We start from the raw sequence: 19,117 nt of genomic DNA, 5'->3' as shown, positions 1-19,117 counted from the left end.
AATTTCATAAAAATTCGATCCGGGCAATGGTCTGGCTCACAAGAACATCGACTTTGGAGGAGAAGAAGATGTCCGTGAGTTTCGACGGCCTCGGTATTTCTGCCGATCTTGCCGACACAATGACCCGCCTGACCAGCGTCGGCGCCCAGCTTGCCCGCATGATTGCGCGCAACGGGCTCGAGGGAAATCTGGCTGAGGCCGCAGGCACCAACGCCGGCGGCGACGGTCAGAAAGCGCTCGACGTGATCGCGGATGAGGCCTTCATGGATGCGCTGCGAGGTGGCGCGGTCCGCCATTACGCCTCGGAAGAACAAGACGAGGTGGTCGATTTCGGGACCGGCACGCTCGCGCTGGCCATCGATCCGCTCGACGGGTCCTCGAATATCGATGTGAATGTCTCGATCGGCACGATCTTCTCGATCTTTGAGGCCGCCGACGACATGGATGCCAGCTTCCTGCGCCCGGCCAATGAGCAGATCGCGGGCGGCTACATTATCTTCGGGCCGCAGACCGCGCTGGTCGTGACCTTCGGCAAGGGTGTGCAGCAATGGGTTCTCGAGCCCGGCAGCGACATCTGGCGCCGCGTTGCCGATCCGAAGCCCCTGCCCTCCGAGACCTCGGAATACGCGATCAACGCGTCGAACTATCGCCACTGGCCGCAGCCGATCCGTGCCTTCATCGACGATCTCGTCGCCGGTGCCGAAGGTCCGCGCGGGCGCAATTTCAACATGCGCTGGATAGCCTCTCTGGTGGCCGAAACCCATCGCATCATCTCGCGCGGCGGCGTCTTCCTCTATCCGGGCGACGACCGCGACGGCTACGAGCACGGCCGTCTGCGCCACGTCTATGAATGCGCACCGATCGCGATGCTGATCGAGCAGCTCGGCGGCGAGGCCACCGACGGTGCCGATCCCATCATGTCCGCGACACCCGACCGGCTGCATGCCCGCACGCCCTTCGTCTTCGGCTCGGCCAGCAAGGTCGCCCGCGTCGCCGCCTATCACGACTTGCCGCAGGATGAAGCCCACGCGCTCTTCAACACCCGCGGCCTCTTCCGGAGCTAATCCATGTCCAAGAAACACCCCATCATTTCCGTCGTCGGTTCTTCCGGTGCAGGCACCTCGACGGTGAAATCGACCTTCGATCAGATCTTCCGTCGCGAAGGGATTTCCGCGGTCTCGATCGAGGGGGACGCCTTCCACCGCTACAACCGCGCCGACATGAAGGAAGAGCTGCAAAAGCGCTATGACGCGGGCGATCAGGGCTTTTCCCACTTCTCCTATGAAGCCAATGAACTCAGGGAGTTGGAGCGCGTTTTTCGTGAATATGGCGAAACCGGCAAGGGCAAGACCCGCCATTACGTCCATGACGATGCCGAGGCCGAGAAATGGGGCACGCCGCCCGGTCATTTCACCGAATGGAGCGATTTCGAGGACGAATCCGACCTGCTTTTCTACGAAGGTCTGCACGGCTGCGTGGTCAATGACGAGGTGAACCTCTCGGCGCTGGCGGATCTGAAGATCGGCGTGGTTCCGGTGATCAACCTCGAATGGATTCAGAAAATCCATCGCGACCGCGCCTCGCGGGGCTACACGACGGAAGCGGTCACCGACGTGATCCTGCGCCGCATGCATTCCTACGTGAACTGCATCACGCCGCAATTCACCGAGACGGATATCAACTTCCAGCGCGTGCCGGTCGTCGACACCTCGAACCCGTTCGTGGCGCGGTGGATTCCGACGGCGGATGAGAGCCTCGTGGTGATCCGCTTCAAGAACCCGCGCGGCATCGATTTCCCCTATCTCACCTCGATGATCAACGGCTCCTGGATGAGCCGCGCCAACTCGATCGTCATTCCCGGCAACCGTCAGGATCTGGCCATGCAGCTGATCCTCACCCCCCTCATCGAGCGCATCGTGCGTGAATCGAAGCGGGCTTGAGAAGGATGAACAAGGTGATGAAAGACATTCAAATCACTCAAGAAACGCGCATGGCGAATGCGATCCGTGCGCTTGCGATGGATGCGGTGCAAAAGGCCAATTCGGGCCATCCCGGGATGCCGATGGGCATGGCCGATGTGGCAACCGTTCTGTTCAACCGCTTCATCAATATCGATCCCACCGCGCCGAAATGGCCCGACCGCGATCGCTTCGTTCTGTCGGCGGGTCATGGCTCGATGCTGATCTACGCGATCAACCATCTGCTAGGTTATGAAGACATGGGCATGGACCAGATCAAGGCGTTTCGCCAGCTGGGTTCGCGCACTGCTGGCCACCCGGAATACGGTCATGCCGAGGGGATCGAAGTGACCACCGGGCCGCTCGGTCAGGGGATCGCCACCGCAGTCGGCATGGCGATTGCCGAGAAGATGAAGAACGCGCGCTATGGCACTGATCTGGTGGATCATTTCACTTATGTCATCGCGGGCGACGGCTGCCTTATGGAAGGGATCAGCCACGAGGCGATCGACCTCGCGGGGCATCTCGGGCTCGGCAAACTGATCGTGATGTGGGACGACAATTCGATCACTATCGACGGTGACACGGATCTGTCGACCTCGATGGATCAGAAAGCGCGTTTCGCGGCGGCGGGCTGGCACGTGCTCGAATGCGACGGTCATACGCCGACCGAGATCGCCGATGCGATCGAGACTGCCCGTCAGGATCCGCGCCCCTCGATGATCGCCTGCCGCACCATCATCGGCTTCGGCGCGCCGAACAAGCAAGGCGGCCACGATGTCCACGGCGCACCGCTCGGCGACGCGGAAATCGCCGCCGCGCGCAAGCAGCTGCATTGGGATCATCCGCCCTTCGACATCCCTGCGGCGATTTACGACGAATGGGGCCGGATCGCGTCGCGAGGCGCGCGGGCGCGGGCGGAGTGGGAACAGCGGTTGAACACCGCAACCGCCCGCGCCGAATTCCTCGCCGCCGAAGAGGCTGACACCAGCCCTCTGACCGCCGCGATCGCCGCCTACAAGCGCAAGCTGTCGGAGGACAAGCCCAAGGTCGCGACCCGAAAGGCGAGCCAGATGGCGCTGGAAGTGGTCAACGCCACCCTGCCCTTCACCGTCGGCGGCTCGGCCGATCTGACCGGTTCGAACCTGACGAAATCCTCGGGCATGAAATCGATCACGCCCACGGATTTCACCGGCGATTACATCCATTACGGCATTCGCGAGCACGGCATGGCCGCCGCGATGAACGGGATCGTGCTGCATGGCGGGCTGCGGCCCTATGGCGGCACCTTCATGGCCTTCGCCGATTACTGCCGCCCCGCAATTCGTTTGTCGGCGCTGATGGGCGTGCCGACCTGCTATGTCATGACCCATGACTCGATCGGCCTCGGCGAGGACGGTCCCACCCATCAGCCGGTAGAGCATTTGGCCTCGCTCCGAGCCATTCCAAACTTGCTCATCCTCCGGCCGGCTGATGCGGTGGAGACCGCCGAGGCCTGGGAAATCGCCATGACCTCGACGGCCACGCCGACGATGATCGTGGCCTCGCGTCAGGGTCTGCCGACGGTTCGCACCGAACACACGGACGAGAACCTCACCGCCCGCGGCGCTTATCTGCTCCGGGCACCGGAAGCCCGCGACGTGACGCTGATCGCCACCGGGTCCGAGGTCGAGATCGCGATGGCGGCAGCCGACCAGCTGGCCGAGCAAGGGATCAAGGCGGCGGTCGTCTCCGCACCGTGTTTCGAACTCTTCGAGAAACAGGACGCGGCGTATCGCGCCGAGGTTCTGGGTGATGCCCCGCGCGTCGGCTGCGAAGCGGCGATCCGTCAGGGCTGGAATCTCTTCCTGCGCCCCGAGGACCGCTTCGTGGGTATGACCGGCTTCGGGGCCTCGGCCCCTGCCCCGGCGCTCTACAAACACTTCAACATCACGTCCGAAGCGATTGTTTCGGATGCAAAAGAACTGATCTGAAGGACTAACGAGAATGACGGTTAAAGTTGCCATCAACGGGTTTGGACGTATCGGCCGCAACGTGCTGCGCGGGATCATTGAATCGGGTCGCACCGATATCGAAGTGATCGCGATCAACGATCTGGGCCCGGTCGAAACCAACGCCCATCTGCTGCAATTCGACAGCGTCCACGGCCGCTTCCCGCAGGAGGTCACCACCGGCGAGGACTGGATCGACGCAGGCCGCGGCAAGATCAAGGTCACCGCGATCCGCGATCCCAAGGACCTGCCCTGGGGCGACGTGGACATCGCGATGGAATGCACGGGCATCTTCACCGCGCGGGAGAAAGCGGCCTTCCACCTCGAGAACGGCTCGAAGCGCGTGCTGGTCTCCGCCCCGGCAGCCGGTGCCGACAAGACCATCGTCTTCGGCGTCAATGACGGTGCGCTGACCAAGGACGATCTGGTCGTCTCGAACGCGTCCTGCACGACGAACTGCCTCTCGCCGGTCGCCAAGGCGCTCAATGACGCCATCGGCATCTCGAAAGGCTTCATGACGACGATCCACAGCTATACCGGCGACCAGCCGACGCTCGATACGATGCATTCCGACATGTATCGCGCCCGCGCCGCTGCGCTGTCGATGATCCCGACCTCGACCGGCGCTGCGAAGGCCGTTGGCCTCGTGTTGCCGGAGCTCAATGGCAAGCTCGACGGCGTCGCGATCCGCGTGCCGACGCCCAATGTCTCCGTGGTCGATCTGGTCTTCGAGGCCGCGAAGGACACCGCCGTCGAAGAGGTCAACACGGCTATCCGCGCGGCCGCTGACGGCCCGATGAAAGGTATCCTCGGCTATACCGACAAACCCAATGTTTCCAGCGACTTCAACCACGACCCTCACTCGTCGGTCTTCCACATGGACCAGACCAAGGTGATGGACGGCCGGATGGTGCGCATCCTCAGCTGGTACGACAATGAATGGGGCTTCTCCAACCGCATGGCCGATACCGCCGTCGCGATGGGAAAGCTTCTCTAACCGCGGTTCGAACCGTTTGGCCCACAACGTAAGGAACACCTGATATGGCATTGATTACGCTCAGACAATTGCTCGATCACGCCGCGGAATACGGCTACGGCGTGCCGGCGTTCAACATCAACAACATGGAACAGGGTATCGCCATCATGAAGGCGGCGGCGAAATGCGACGCCCCCGTCATCATGCAAGCCTCGCGCGGCGCGCGGAGCTATGCGGGCGACATCATGCTGCGCCACATGATCCAGGCGCTGTCGGAGATGTATCCCGATATCCCGCTGTGCATGCATCAGGACCACGGCAATAACGAGGCCACCTGCCTCACCGCGATCCGCCACGGCTTCACCTCCGTCATGATGGACGGTTCGCTGAAGGAAGACATGAAGACCCCCGCCGATTGGGACTACAATGTCGCGATCACCAAGCGCGTGGCCGACATGGCTCATTGGGTCGGCGCTTCGGTCGAGGGCGAGCTGGGCGTGCTCGGTAATCTCGAGACCGGCGAAGCGGCGGAGGAAGATGGCTCGGGCGCGGTTGGCAAACTCAGCCATGACCAGCTGCTGACCGATCCCGACGAGGCGCTCGATTTCGTCAAGCTGACCAAGGTCGACGCGCTGGCGATCGCCTGCGGCACCAGCCACGGCGCCTACAAGTTCTCGCGCAAGCCCACGGGCGACATCCTCGCGATCAGCCAGATCGAGAAGATCCACGCGAAGATCCCGAACGTCCATCTCGTGATGCACGGCTCGTCCAGCGTTCCGCAATATCTGCAGGACCTGATCAACGAGTCCGGCGGCGAGATGCCCCAGACCTACGGCGTCCCGGTCGAAGAGATCGAGCGCGGCATCAAGTCGGGCGTGCGCAAGGTGAATATCGACACCGACAACCGGATGGCGCTGACGGCTCAGTTCCGCAAGGTCGCGCAGGACAAGCCGACCGAATTCGACCCGCGCAAATTCATGATCCCCGCGATGGAAGAGATGGAGAAGCTCTGCCTCGACCGTTTCCAGCGTTTCGGCACTGCCGGGAATGCCAGCAAGATCAAGGTGATCGACCTCGACGACATGGCCAAGCGCTATGCCGACGGATCGCTCGACCCGGTGATTTCGGCTGCAAAAGCCGCCTGACACACCCGCGATCCCGGCAGTCGAGCGCCCGGGGCCGCAGATATCGGATTTAGGGAGACAAGGAGACCCCGATGAACCAGCATGCAAATCCCGGTAAATACAGCGCCGGCGTCAAAGAGTACCGTGAAACCTACTGGGAACCGAACTACACGCCGAAGGACAGCGACGTGCTCGCCGTCTTCAAGATCACGCCGCAGGCGGGTGTTCCGCGTGAGGAAGCCGCAGCCGCCGTCGCCGCGGAATCCTCGACCGGCACCTGGACCACCGTCTGGACCGATCTTCTGACCGATCTCGACTACTACAAGGGTCGCGCCTATGCGATCGAGGACGTGCCGGGCGACGACGAGAGTTACTACGCTTTCATCGCCTACCCGATGGGCCTGTTCGAGGAAGGCTCGGTCGTCAACGTCTTCACCTCGCTCGTGGGCAACGTGTTCGGCTTCAAGGCCGTCCGCGCGCTGCGCCTTGAAGACGTTCGCTTCCCGCTGTGGTTCGTGACCACCTGCGACGGCCCGCCCCACGGCATTCAGGTCGAGCGCGACAAGCTCGACAAATACGGTCGCCCCTTCCTCGGCTGCACGATCAAGCCGAAGCTGGGTCTGTCGGCGAAGAACTACGGTCGCGCAGTCTATGAGGCGCTGCGGGGCGGTCTCGATTTCACGAAAGATGACGAGAACATCAACTCGCAGCCCTTCATGCGCTGGCGCGACCGTTTCGAGTTCTGTCAGGAAGCGATCGAGAAAGCCGAGCGCGAGACCGGCGAGCGCAAGGGCCACTACCTGAACGTCACCGCGCCGAACATCGAAGAGATGTATAAGCGCGCCGAGTTCGCCAAAGAGATCGGCTCGCCGATCATCATGTCGGACTACCTCACGATGGGCTGGGCCGCGCAGGCCTCGCTGAGCCGCTGGTGCCGCGATAACGGCATGCTGCTGCACGTCCACCGCGCGATGCATGGCGTGATCGACCGCCACCCCAAGCACGGCATCAACTTCCGCGTTCTCGCGAAGATGCTGCGCCTTCTTGGCGGCGACCACCTGCACTCGGGCACCGTCGTCGGCAAGCTCGAAGGCGACCGCGAAGCGACGCTCGGCTGGATCGACCTGATGCGCGACAAATACGTCAAGGAAGACCGCTCGCGCGGCATCTTCTTCGATCAGGACTGGGGCCAGATGCCGGGCGTGCTCCCGGTGGCCTCGGGCGGCATCCACGTGTGGCACATGCCCGCGCTGGTCAACATCTTCGGCGATGACAGCTGCCTTCAGTTCGGCGGCGGCACGCTGGGCCACCCCTGGGGCAACGCAGCCGGCGCAGCGGCAAACCGCGTCGCGGTCGAGGCCTGCGTCAAGGCACGCAACGAGGGTCGCGATCTCGAGAAGGAGTCGAAAGACATCATGACCTCGGCCGCCAAGCACTCGCCCGAACTCAAGATCGCCATGGAGACGTGGAAAGAGATCAAGTTCGAGTTCGACACCGTGGACAAGCTGGACGTGGCGCACCGCTAAGGCGCGCCCCTCCCACCAACGCCTGAGAAAGGACTGACACCATGAGTGAAATGCAAGATTACGGCTCGCGTATTTCGGACCCGAACAGCCGCAAGATGGGCACCTTCTCCTATCTGCCCCAGCTCAACGACGATGAGCTGCGCAAGCAGGTGGAGTACATCGTCTCGAAGGGCTGGAACCCGGCCATCGAGCATACCGAGCCCGAGAATATGCGGTCGAACTTCTGGTATATGTGGAAGCTGCCGATGTTCGGGGAAACCGATGTCGATGCGATCTTCCGCGAGATCGAGATGTGCAAGAAGGCGAACCCGGGCAACCATGTCCGCCTCGTGGGCTACGACAACTTCAAGCAGACGCAGGGCACCTCGATGGTGGTGCACCGCGCCGACATGTCGGCCTCTGCCTGATCTGACACGAGGGGCGGGCTGCCGATCGCGGCGGCCCGCCCTGCCCCATTTTCCTTGGATTTTCCTGCGCGACGGAGAGCCGCCCATGAGCGATATCGACCCAGACCAGTTCCGTGTGAAGACCGAGCCCTATTACCGGCCCGTCGGCAACGAGATCGAGCAATATGCCGCCGCGTATGACGTGCGGATGCCGGTGATGCTCAAGGGCCCCACGGGCTGCGGCAAGTCGCGTTTCGTCGAATATATGGCGTGGAAGCTGCAGCGCCCGCTGATCACCGTGGCCTGCAACGAGGACATGACCGCCTCCGACCTGATCGGGCGGTTCCTCTTGGATATCAACGGCACCAAGTGGCAAGACGGCCCGCTGACCGTGGCCGCGCGGATCGGCGCGATCTGCTATCTCGACGAGGTCGTCGAGGCCCGTCAGGACACCACCGTCGTGATCCACCCGCTGACCGACCACCGCCGCCAGCTCCCGCTGGAAAAGAAGGGCGAGCTGGTCGACGCGCATCCCGATTTTCAGGTCGTGATCTCGTACAACCCCGGCTACCAGTCGATGATGAAGGACCTCAAGCAATCGACCAAGCAGCGCTTCGGCGCGATGAGTTTCGACTACCCGCAGGCCGCGACCGAGGCCGAGATTGTCAGCCACGAGGCCGGGATCGACCTGAAGACTGCCGAACGGCTCGTGCAGGTGGCCGAACGCTCGCGCAACCTCAAGGGCCACGGGCTCGATGAGGGCATGTCGACGCGCCTTCTGGTCTATGCAGGCCAGCTGATCTCGCAGGACATTCCCGCGCCCGCCGCCTGCCAGATGGCGCTGGTGGAGCCGCTGACCGATGACGCGGATATGCGCGACACGTTGCAGGCGGCCGTCCAGACCTTCTTCCCCGAGATCACCGACAGTTCGAAGGTGGCGTAAGGAGCGCGTCCGATGAAGGTCGATCTCGACGATTACGCCGCCGATCTGATCAAATCCGCGCCGGAGCTGGAGGAGACCCTCGACGGGCTCTTCCACGAGGCGGCCCGGATGATGTCGCCCGCCGGGCTGAAGGATTACATGGACGGCGCGAAGGCCATGACCTCGCTCGGCAAGGGGCCGCGCCTGCTGATCTCGTATCTCGACGAGATGCCGCAGGTCGCCAAGGAATGCGGCGAGGACGTGATCCGCGACGTGGTGGGCGCGGTGCTAAAGCTGGCTTCGATGGTGTCGGGCGAAATTCTGGTGCTGATGCTCGACACGCTGCCCGGCGCCGCCAACCGCTTCGGCGATCCGGAACTGCTGCGCGGCTATCTCGCGCTGTTGCACCGTCTGGCCGCCCGCGCGCCGCGGGGCTTGCGTCCGATGTTCGGCGTGCTCGAAGAGCTGCTGAGCAAACTCACGCTTTCGGGCCTACGCCGCTGGGTGGATTTCGGCGCCGAAGCCTATCGCCGCGACCTGCCGAAACAGGCGGATTACTTCGGTCTTGTTTCGGAAGACAGCCGAGCGGTCCTGAAACAGGAACGCCGCGGTACGCTCTTCATCGACAGCCAGCGCCGCTTGAACTTCTACCTCCGCGCCTTCTGGGCCCGCGATTTCTTCCTGCGTCCCTCTGCCGCCGACTTCGAAGGGTTCCGCCCCTTCATCGAGGACGGCGCGCTGCATCTGCCCGATGCCGTGGACGGGATCAACGGTGCCTCCGGCCTCGATCTCTACCGCGCGATGTGCGCCCATATGGCGGCCCATATCGTCTATTCCGATCATGGGCTGGGGCAGGAAGCGCTCAACCCCGCGCAGATCTTCCTGATCGGCATGATCGAGGATGCCCGCGTCGAATATTGCGCGACGCAGGCCTTTCCGGGGCTGCGCGCGATGTTCGACCGGCTGATGCCGGAAACGCCGCAAGGGCAATACGAACACGAGACGATGTATCTGCTGGAAAAGGTGGCCCGCGCGCTCAACACGCCCGGCACCCGCACCGGCGATCTGGAGATCGACAATCTCGTCGAGACCTTCCACGGCGAGATTGCGGGCAATGCGCGCGAGACGATGTTCTCCTGGTCGCTGGGGGTCGAGCTGTTCAACCTGCTCGCGCAGCGCCGCGCGGTGCCGTCCCTTCGCATTCTCGAATCTCTGAAAATTCCGTATCGCGACGACAACCGCTTCATCTGGTCGCTCTCGGATTACGACTGGTCGAACCAGAACGCCTACCAGCCTGCCCAAGGACAAGTGCGCAAGCGCGTGGGCCTGATGGAATTCGTCAACGAGGTCGATGTCGAGACCGCGGGCGACGATGCGCAGGAGGTCTGGGTGCTGTCGTCAGAGCTGTTCCCCTACGAGGATGAAGGCGTCAGCTATAACGAGATGGAGGGCAAGGCCCCGATCTCGGACCCGTTCCATTATGGCGAATGGGATTACAAGGTGCAGCTGATGCGCCCGTCGTGGTCGACCGTCTATGAACACCGCCCGCCGATGGGCGACCCGGACGAGATCGACACGATCCTGACTGCGCATCGCGGCATCCGGCATCGCATCAAACAGATCGTCGACCGGCTGCGCCCGCAGGGTATCTCGCGCCAGCGGCGGCTGGAGGATGGCGACGAGTTGGATATCAACGCCGCCGTCGATGCGATGGTGATGCAGCGGATCGGGATGCAGCCCGACATGCGGATCACAATGCGCAACGTCATCAACCGGCGCGATCTGGCGGTCTGCATCCTGCTCGACCTGTCGGAGAGCACGAACGAAACCGTGCGCGGCTCGGACAAGACCGTGCTGGAGCTGACGCGCGAAGCCTCGGCGCTGGTGGCCTCGGCAATCTCGGGCATTGGCGACCCGTTCGCGATCCACGGCTTTTCCTCGGACGGTCGCCACGACGTGCAATATCAGCGCTTCAAGGATTTCGAGCAGAAGCTCGACCCCGAGGTCAAAGGCCGCCTCGCGGGCATGAAGGGCGGGCTCTCGACCCGGATGGGCGCCGCGATGCGTCATGCCGCCCATCACCTGTCGCTGCGTCCCGAGGCGCATAAGCTGCTACTGATCGTCACCGATGGCGAACCCGCCGATATCGACGAGCGCGACCCGCAATATCTGCGCATGGATGCCAAGAAGGCGGTTGCGGAACTCCAGCAGATCGGCATTAACAGCTATTGTCTGACGCTGGACCCCGAGGCCGACGCCTATGTGTCGCGCATCTTCGGGGCCAACAACTTCACCGTGATCGATCAGGTCGAGCGCCTGCCCGAGAAACTGCCGACCCTGTTCGCGCAACTGACGAAATGATCCCCGGAGGACCCCATGAGCTTTGACCGTTCCATCAAGATCGCGCCCTCGATCCTGTCGGCCGATTTCGCCAACTTCGGCGCCGAGATCCGCGCCATCGAAGATCAGGGGGCCGATTGGGTCCATGTCGACGTGATGGACGGGCATTTCGTGCCGAACCTCACCTTCGGCCCGCCCGCCGTGAAAGCATTCCGCCCGCATGTGAAGACCTTCATGGACGTCCACCTGATGATCGCGCCGGTCGACCCTTACATCGAGGCCTATGCCGAGGCTGGCGCCGACATGATCGTCGCCCATTGGGAGGCCGGTCCGCACCCGCATCGCACGCTGCAGGCGATCAAGGCGCAGGGCGTGAAATGCGGCATATCGCTGAACCCCGGCACGCCCGCGAACGTGATTTCGGAACTGCTCGACCTCGTCGATATGGTTCTGGTGATGAGCGTGAACCCCGGCTTTGGTGGCCAAAAATTCATCCCCGGCAGCGTCAACAAGGTCCGCCAAGTGCGCGAAATGATTGGCGATCGCGAGATTCACATTCAGGTGGATGGCGGCGTCGATCCGACCACGGTCGGCCCGCTGGTCGAAGCCGGTGCGGATTGCTTCGTGGCGGGCTCTGCGGTCTTCAAGGGCGGTTCGGTCGACAAACCCGAGGTCTATGGCGCGAATATGCGCGCGATCCGCGAGGCGGCTCAGGGCGCTCTCAAAGCGGCGCAATGACGGCCGGAACTGCGCGGGGCGGCACGGTCGCATTCTTGTGATCTGATCGCTTGCCCTGCCGCCGCCTCTCGTTCATATTCGTGGAATTGAATACCAGTAAGGGAGGACTGGCATGACTTTCACGCGACGCACCATTCTGCGCGGAGGGCTGGCGATGGGCGCCATGACCGCCCTTCCCCGGCTCAGCTTCGCCGCTCAGACCCTCGAAATGGGGTCGGCCCGGCTCGACACGCTGTCCGATGGCAATCTCGTCCTGCCGCTCAGCTTCGTGAGCGACAATCCCGACGCCAAGCCGATCCTCGAGAGCTACGGCATCACCGGAGACTCGGTCGAGCCACCCTGCAATGTCACGCTCTATCGCGACGGGACCAACACGGTGCTGTTCGACGTGGGCTCGGGCAATGATTTCATGCCCTCGGCGGGCAAGCTGATGGAAGCGATGGATGCGCTCGAAGTCGCGCCCGATGACGTGACCCATGTCGTCTTCACCCACGGCCACCCGGATCACCTCTGGGGCGTGCTCGACGATTTCGACGAGCCGTTCTTCGCCAACGCCCAGCACATGATGGGCAAGGACGAGTTCGAATATTGGCTGAATCCCGAGACGCTCGACACGATCGACGACGGTCGCAAGACCTTCGCGGCCGGCGCGCTGCGGCGCCTCGAAATCCTTGAAGATCAGATCGACACTTTCGGCGATGGCGCGGAAATCCTGCCCGGCATCATGGCGCAGATGACCCCCGGCCATACGCCCGGTCACATGTCCTTCCACGTCAAGAACGGCAACACGCAGGCCTTCATCATCGGCGATGCGATCGTGAACCACTACCTCGCCTTCGCGGCGCCGGGCATGGAGGCGGGCTCGGATCAGAACCCGGAGCTGGGCGCAAAGACCCGCGTGGCGCTGCTGGATCAGCTTGCGACCGATAAGCTGCCGATCATCGGCTATCACCTGCCCGAAGGTGGTCTGGGCCGGGTCGAGCGCGACGGCGACGCCTATCGCTACGTGCCGGAGGTCTGAGGGTGAAAAAACTTCTTTTGACCAGCGTCTTGGCGGGGCTTCTTCATGTAAGCCCCACGCTCGCCTCGGAGGACGTGCCGGACATGTATCCCGGCTCCGTGCTCTATTCGAAACCCTATGAGGTGATCCCCGGCGTCTGGACCTCGATCGGCGCGACCGCACCGCCGACCTATGAGAATGCGGGCCATAACAACAATCTCAGCTTCATCGTCACCGGCGATGGCGTGGTCGTGGTGAATTCCGGCGCGTCCTATCAGCTCGCCCGCGCGCTGCATGATGAGATCAAGGCGGTGACCGATCAGCCGGTGAAGCTGGTGATCAACGAGAACGGTCAGGGCCATGCGATGCTCGGCAATAATTACTGGATCGAACAGGGCGTGCCGGTGCTCGCCCATGTCGATGCGGCGGCCGAGTTCGAGCATGACGCGGGCGGTGCTTTCGAGGCGCTGAAAAATTACGGCAAGGAGACCGCCGAGGGCACCGATCCGAAGCTGCCCACCGAGACCTTTGAGGACAAGCGCGTCATCGAGATGGGCGACATGACCATCGAAGTGATGCATCTCGGCCCTGCGCACAGCCCCGGCGATACGCAGGTCTGGCTGCCCGAACAGAAGTTCATGATCGCAGGCGATATCGCTTTCTCTGAACGGATGCCGCCGATCTTCTCGGGCACCTGCACGAGCTGCTGGATCGAGACCTTCGAAACCAAATTCGCACCGCTGGAGCCCGCCTTTATCATCCCCGGTCACGGCCATCCGACCAATCTCGACAAGGTCACGCGCGGCACGACGGGTTATCTGAAATATCTGCGCGACAAGATCGGTGAGCATATCGACAATGGTGGCGATCTGGCCGAGGCCTACTACGTGGATCAGAGCCCCTACAAAAACCTCGACACGTTCGAGGAACTGGCGACGAAGAACGCGGGCGTCGTCTACGAGGAAATGGAATTCGAATAGGAGGCCTCATGGCTGTCACACCCCCCGTCTGCGATTTCGGCTGGAAGGCTCCGGGCTTCACCCTGCCCGGCACCGATGGCAAGCAATACAGCTTCGATGACATCCGTGGCCCCAAGGGCACGCTCGTGATGTTCATCTGCAACCATTGCCCCTATGTCCAGTCGATCCTCGACCGCATCCTGCGCGATGCAGCCGAGTTGCAGAAGGCGGGGATCGGGGTCGTGGCGATCTCGGCCAACGATGTCGACGACTACCCCGAGGACAGCTTCGAGAACATGGCCAAACTGGCCGAGGAGAAGGGCTTCCCCTTCCCCTATCTCTATGACGAAAGCCAGGCGGTCGCGAAGGCCTACGGTGCCGCCTGCACCCCCGATTTCTTCGGCTTCAACGCCGAGGACGAACTGCAATACCGCGGGCGTCTCGATGCCTCGACCAAGCAGGCGGCTTCGGCAGATGCCAAGCGCGAGCTATACGAGGGCATGATGATGGTCGCGGAAACCGGCGAAGGCCCGCGCGACCAGATCCCGTCGATGGGCTGCTCGATCAAGTGGAAAGCCGCATGAGCGACGCCCCCTCCGTCATCTTCGACCTCGACGGGACGCTGATCGACTCCGTGCCCGCGATCCATGCAGTCTCGAATGCCGTGCTGACCGAGATGGGCTTCGAGCCGCTCTCGCTGCCGATGATCCGCAGCTTCGTCGGCAAGGGCGTGCCCAACCTCGTGCGCCAGTTGCTGATCACTTCGGGCGAAGATCCGGACGGGCCGCTTTTCGCCCGGGTGGAGCATGCCCTGATCGCGCGCTACGAGACGGACGTGGAGGGCAACGTGCCCTATCCCAACGTGATCGCCGCGCTCGACACGCTCAAGGAGATGGGCTGCCGGATGGCCGTGTGCACCAACAAGCCCTTCGCACCCGCCGAGGCCGCTCTGCGCCATGTCGGTCTCTGGGAGTATTTCGAGCTGACGCTGGGCGGGGATTCCATGCCGACCCGCAAGCCCGAGCCGCAGATGCTGCACCATTGCCATCAGGCGCTTGGCGGCGGCGCGATGATCTATGTCGGCGATAGCGAGGTCGATGCGGAGACGGCGGTGAACGCGCAGGCCCCCTTCGCGATCTATTCCGAGGGCTATCGCAAGACGCCGCTGACCGAAGTGCCCCATGACGTGGCCTTCTCGGATTGGGCGATGCTGCCCGGTCTGGTGGAGGGCTGGAAATGGTGAGCGCGCTGATCTTCGACGTCGACGGCACTTTGGCCGAGACCGAAGAAGCGCATCGCCGCGCCTTCAACGAGACCTTCGCGGCACGCGGTGTCGACTGGAACTGGTCGCAGGAAACGTACCGCGAACTTCTGAAGACCACCGGCGGCAAGGAGCGCATGGCGCGCCACCGCGAGGTCATGGGTTTCGGCCCCTCTGATGAAGAGATCGCCGATCTGCACAAGATCAAGACCCGGCGTTATGTCGAGATCATCACCGGCGGCGAGGTGCCGCTGCGCCCCGGCGTGGCGCGGCTGATCGCCAATTCGCGCGACGCGGGATTGAAGCTTGCCATCGCCACGACCACGAACCGGCCCAATGTCGATGCGCTGATCCGCGCGACGCTGGGCGCCGATCCCGATCACCTGTTCGACGCGATCGCAGCCGGAGACGAGGTGGAGGCCAAGAAGCCCGCGCCGGACGTGTTCGAACTGGCGCTGAACCGGTTGCATCTCCCGCCCGAGGCCTGCATCGCTTTCGAGGATAGCGAAATGGGTCTACAATCGGCGCAAGGGGCTGGGCTGCGCGTGCTGATAACCCCTTCGGCCTATACCGACGGGGGCGATTTCTCGAGCGCGGAGTGGGTTCTTCCCGACCTCTCGCATCCCTTACCGCCCGAGATCACGGAAGGGCTGGGACAGAGTGCCGCAATTTCATAAGATTATCCCCGGCACTATCTGCTGGGCAGGTTAACGGAGGCCGCCATGATCAAACCTGACGTCAAAGCGTTTTTCGACACCGCGACTTTCACCGTCTCTTACGTGGTGAAAGATCCGGGCAGCAAATCCTGCGCCGTCGTCGATAGCGTGCTCGATTTCGACTATTCCTCGGGTCGCACGGATACCAAATCCGCCGACGAGGTCATCGCCTATGTGCAAGAGCACGGTCTTGAGGTGGAGTGGATCCTCGAGAGCCACGTCCATGCCGACCACCTCTCCGCCGCGCCCTATATCCAGGAACGCGTCGGCGGCAAGATCGGTATCGGCGACCGCATTCAGGTCGTGCAGGACACGTTCGGCAAGATCTTCAACGAAGGCACCGAATTCCAGCGCGACGGCTCGCAGTTCGACAAGCTCTTCAAGGAAGGCGACACGTTCACCGTGGGCGCGCTTGAAGGCAAGGTTTTGCACACGCCGGGCCACACGCCCGCCTGCCTCACCTACGTGATCGGCGATGCGGCCTTCGTGGGCGATACGCTCTTCATGCCCGATTTCGGCACCGCGCGCTGCGACTTCCCCGGGGGGTCGGCAGAAACGCTCTATTCCTCGATCCAGAAGATCCTCACGCTACCCGACGAAACCCGCATCTTCGTGGGCCACGACTACAAAGCGCCGGGCCGCGACGAATACGCGTGGGAAACCAGCGTCGCCGAGGAAAAGGCCCGCAACATCCATATCGGCGGCGGCAAGTCCGAGGCCGAGTTCGTCAAGATGCGGACCGAGCGCGACGCGACGCTCGCGATGCCGAAGCTGATCATCCCCTCGCTGCAGGTGAACATGCGCGCGGGCCAGATGCCGCCCGCCGATGACGAGGGCAAGACCTATCTCAAGGTTCCGGTGAACGGGCTCTGAGACCATAAGCGAGCGGGCGGGCATGACCCGCCCGTCTCCACCTAAAGGCAGGATAACAGGACAGAATATGGAACTGCGCAAACTTACCGACGAGTTTTCCGTCGCCCCGCAGATCGAACCCGAGGACGTGCCGAAGATCGCCGAAATGGGCTTTCGCACGCTGATCATCAATCGCCCCGACGAAGAGATCGAGGACGCGGATCAACGCTCGGACGCAATTGCGGCGCTGTGCCAGTCGCATGGCCTCACCCCCTATTACCTTCCCTATTATCCCGGCGAACTGAGCCTGGAACTGGTCGACGATTTCGCGACGATCATGGATGCCGCGGAGAAGCCCGCCTTGGGCTATTGCCGCTCGGGCACCCGCTCGTCGCATCTGTGGGGGGTCAGCCAAGCGGGCGAGATGGAGATCGACAAGATCGTCGCCACGGCGGCCGAGGCGGGCTATGACCATTCCTCGCTGGTGCCGGTGATGCAGTATTACGCCAGCCGCCGCGATCAGGCCTGATCCGCGCCTAATCCGAAGACCGAGATGCTCAAACGCTACCTGCCGATCCTTAGCTGGGGGCGCGACTACGATCGCCCGACCTTCGAGGCCGACCTGATCGCGGCTGTGATTGTGACGATCATGCTGATCCCGCAATCGCTCGCCTATTCGCTGCTGGCTGGCATGCCGCCGGAATACGGGCTTTACGCCTCGGTACTGCCACTCTTGATCTACGCAGTCTTCGGCACCTCGCGGCCTCTGGCCGTGGGGCCGGTCGCTGTGATCTCGTTGATGACGGCGGCCGCGGTGGGCAAGGTTGCGGCGCAGGGCACGCCTGAATATATCGCCGCCGCCGTGGCGCTGGCCTTCCTGTCGGGCGTGATGCTTGTGATCATGGGCTTCCTGCGGATGGGCTTCATCACGGCCTTCCTCAGCCACCCGGTTCTGTCGGGCTTCACCTCCGCCGTCGGCATCCTGATCGCTGCGGGTCAGATGAAGCATTTCTTCGGCATTCAGGGTGAAAGCGGCGGGATATTCGACATTCTCGGCGGGCTTTGGGCACATCTCGGGCAGACCAACGGCTACACGGTCGTCATCTCGATCCTGTCGCTGGTCTTTCTGTTCTGGGCGCGGCGTGGGTTGAAACCGCGCCTGCTGAAGGCGGGGCTGTCCGAGCGGCTCGCGGCGATCCTGACCCGCGCGGCCCCCGTCTATGCCGTGGCCGCGACCATCCTGATCACCTGGCTCTTCGGGCTGGAAGGACGCGGCGTCCGCGTGGTGGGCACCGTGCCGCTGGGCTTCCCGACGCCGAGCCTTCCGCCCGCCGATCTCGCACTCTGGAAAGAGCTCTTCGTTCCGGCGCTGTTGATCGCGATCATCGGCTATGTCGAGACGATCTCCGTCGCCCAGACGCTGGCCGCGAAAAAGCGTCAGCGCATCGACCCCGATCAGGAATTCATCGCCCTTGGCGGCGCCTCCATCGGCTCCGCGATCTCGGGGTCCTTCCCGATCACGGGCGGGTTTGCGCGCTCCGTCGTCAGCTTCGAGGCCGGCGCCACAACGCCCGCCGCCGGGGCCTTCACCGCGATCGGCGTGGCGCTCGCGACCTTCACCCTGACCCCTGCCCTCTATTACCTGCCGCAAGCGACGCTCGCGGCGACGATCTTCGTCTCGGTGCTGACGCTGGTCGACACCAAAGCTCTCAAGCGCACGTTCAAATACGCACCGCGCGAAGGCATCGGCATGGCACTGACCGTGCTGGTCACGCTGATCTGGGGCGTCGAGGACGGCATCGCCTTCGGCGTCATCCTCTCGATCGCGCTGCGGCTTTGGGCCAGTTCGCGCCCGCATGTGGCAGAGCTCGGCCAGGTTCCCGGCACCGAGCATTTCCGCAATGTCCAACGCCACCGCGTCAGCTGCGCGCCGGGCATCCTCAGCCTGCGCATCGACGAGAGCCTGTGGTTCCCGAATGCCCGCTTCGTCGAGGAGATGATCTACGACCGCATCGCCAGCGACGAGTCGATCAAGCATGTCGTGCTGAACTGCCCCGCGATCAACCATATCGACATGTCCGCGCTCGAGGCGCTGGAAGAGGTGAACGACCAGCTCAACGATGCGGGCGTGCGGCTGCACCTGTCCGAAGTGAAGGGCCCGGTGATGGACCGGCTCACGCGTTCGGACCTGATCACGCATCTGACCGGGCAGATCTACCTCACCCATTACGACGCGCTGGCGACCCTTGCCCCCGAGACCACCCAAGGTTGCGCGCACGAGAGCCGCATCGAGACCCATCGCTAAACCGTTTCACCACCTAGATCGGCGCCCATGCGGGTTGCCATAACGCCCAGAAAATAGGACATT

At 63.1% G+C, this 19,117-nt stretch carries 18 protein-coding genes; all 18 read left to right on the top strand.

All coding sequences use genetic code 11. The annotated features are described in order from the left end of the window. The first annotated feature begins 68 nt into the window (after positions 1 to 68). A complete protein-coding gene (locus BMI88_RS16130) occupies positions 69 to 1,064 on the top strand; it encodes a class 1 fructose-bisphosphatase (protein WP_078550362.1) in 996 nt (331 codons plus the stop codon). A gap of 3 nt (positions 1,065 to 1,067) precedes the next feature. Next, the gene (locus BMI88_RS16125) at positions 1,068 to 1,940 is read left to right on the top strand and encodes a phosphoribulokinase (RefSeq protein WP_078550360.1); all 873 of its coding nucleotides are present in this window, start codon (positions 1,068 to 1,070) and stop codon (positions 1,938 to 1,940) included. 17 nt (positions 1,941 to 1,957) lie between these two features. Then, a complete protein-coding gene (gene tkt, locus BMI88_RS16120; RefSeq protein WP_078550713.1) occupies positions 1,958 to 3,931 on the top strand; it encodes a transketolase in 1,974 nt (657 codons plus the stop codon). A gap of 13 nt (positions 3,932 to 3,944) precedes the next feature. Next, positions 3,945 to 4,946: a type I glyceraldehyde-3-phosphate dehydrogenase gene (gene gap, locus BMI88_RS16115; protein WP_078550358.1), complete on the top strand. Its 1,002-nt coding sequence runs from the start codon at positions 3,945 to 3,947 to the stop codon at positions 4,944 to 4,946. Positions 4,947 to 4,990: 44 nt separating this feature from the next. Next, positions 4,991 to 6,070, top strand: coding sequence for a class II fructose-bisphosphate aldolase (gene fba, locus BMI88_RS16110; protein WP_078540936.1), 1,080 nt, complete (start codon positions 4,991 to 4,993; stop codon positions 6,068 to 6,070). A 71-nt stretch (positions 6,071 to 6,141) separates the two neighbouring features. After that, entirely contained in the window at positions 6,142 to 7,575 is a 1,434-nt protein-coding gene (locus BMI88_RS16105) for a form I ribulose bisphosphate carboxylase large subunit (RefSeq protein WP_078540934.1), read from the top strand. Positions 7,576 to 7,616: 41 nt separating this feature from the next. After that, positions 7,617 to 7,982 carry a ribulose bisphosphate carboxylase small subunit gene (locus BMI88_RS16100; protein WP_078520682.1) on the top strand — a complete coding sequence of 122 codons (366 nt, stop codon included), beginning with the start codon at positions 7,617 to 7,619 and terminating at the stop codon, positions 7,980 to 7,982. 85 nt (positions 7,983 to 8,067) lie between these two features. After that, positions 8,068 to 8,904: a CbbQ/NirQ/NorQ/GpvN family protein gene (locus BMI88_RS16095; protein ID WP_078550355.1), complete on the top strand. Its 837-nt coding sequence runs from the start codon at positions 8,068 to 8,070 to the stop codon at positions 8,902 to 8,904. 12 nt (positions 8,905 to 8,916) lie between these two features. Continuing rightward, positions 8,917 to 11,244 carry a VWA domain-containing protein gene (locus BMI88_RS16090; RefSeq protein ID WP_078550352.1) on the top strand — a complete coding sequence of 776 codons (2,328 nt, stop codon included), beginning with the start codon at positions 8,917 to 8,919 and terminating at the stop codon, positions 11,242 to 11,244. A gap of 15 nt (positions 11,245 to 11,259) precedes the next feature. Beyond that, positions 11,260 to 11,961: a ribulose-phosphate 3-epimerase gene (gene rpe / locus BMI88_RS16085; protein WP_078550350.1), complete on the top strand. Its 702-nt coding sequence runs from the start codon at positions 11,260 to 11,262 to the stop codon at positions 11,959 to 11,961. Between the two features lie 112 nt (positions 11,962 to 12,073). After that, positions 12,074 to 12,982, top strand: coding sequence for an MBL fold metallo-hydrolase (locus BMI88_RS16080; protein WP_078550347.1), 909 nt, complete (start codon positions 12,074 to 12,076; stop codon positions 12,980 to 12,982). Positions 12,983 to 13,065: 83 nt separating this feature from the next. Further along, positions 13,066 to 13,941 carry an MBL fold metallo-hydrolase gene (locus BMI88_RS16075; protein WP_078550345.1) on the top strand — a complete coding sequence of 292 codons (876 nt, stop codon included), beginning with the start codon at positions 13,066 to 13,068 and terminating at the stop codon, positions 13,939 to 13,941. Positions 13,942 to 13,949: 8 nt separating this feature from the next. Beyond that, the gene (locus BMI88_RS16070) at positions 13,950 to 14,504 is read left to right on the top strand and encodes a thioredoxin family protein (protein ID WP_078550343.1); all 555 of its coding nucleotides are present in this window, start codon (positions 13,950 to 13,952) and stop codon (positions 14,502 to 14,504) included. Beyond that, the gene (locus tag BMI88_RS16065) at positions 14,501 to 15,163 is read left to right on the top strand and encodes a phosphoglycolate phosphatase (RefSeq protein WP_078520689.1); all 663 of its coding nucleotides are present in this window, start codon (positions 14,501 to 14,503) and stop codon (positions 15,161 to 15,163) included. Before BMI88_RS16070 ends, BMI88_RS16065 begins: the two co-directional genes overlap by 4 nt. Next, positions 15,157 to 15,858 carry an HAD family hydrolase gene (locus BMI88_RS16060; RefSeq protein WP_078550340.1) on the top strand — a complete coding sequence of 234 codons (702 nt, stop codon included), beginning with the start codon at positions 15,157 to 15,159 and terminating at the stop codon, positions 15,856 to 15,858. Before BMI88_RS16065 ends, BMI88_RS16060 begins: the two co-directional genes overlap by 7 nt. Before the next feature lie 48 nt (positions 15,859 to 15,906). After that, complete coding sequence (locus BMI88_RS16055; RefSeq protein WP_168174014.1) at positions 15,907 to 16,770, top strand: MBL fold metallo-hydrolase; 864 nt, start codon at positions 15,907 to 15,909, stop codon at positions 16,768 to 16,770. Between the two features lie 67 nt (positions 16,771 to 16,837). Continuing rightward, the gene (locus BMI88_RS16050; RefSeq protein ID WP_168174006.1) at positions 16,838 to 17,278 is read left to right on the top strand and encodes a TIGR01244 family sulfur transferase; all 441 of its coding nucleotides are present in this window, start codon (positions 16,838 to 16,840) and stop codon (positions 17,276 to 17,278) included. Positions 17,279 to 17,302: 24 nt separating this feature from the next. Further along, positions 17,303 to 19,054 (top strand): sulfate permease, encoded by a 1,752-nt coding sequence (gene sulP, locus BMI88_RS16045; RefSeq protein WP_078550334.1) that lies wholly within the window; start codon positions 17,303 to 17,305, stop codon positions 19,052 to 19,054. Positions 19,055 to 19,117: the final 63 nt, after the last annotated feature.

The organism is Thioclava sp. F36-6 (genome assembly GCF_002020305.1).
GTDB lineage: Bacteria > Pseudomonadota > Alphaproteobacteria > Rhodobacterales > Rhodobacteraceae > Thioclava > Thioclava sediminum.
The sequence above is the reverse complement of the archived record's forward strand: the minus strand, read 5'-3'. Positions and strand labels throughout refer to the sequence as shown.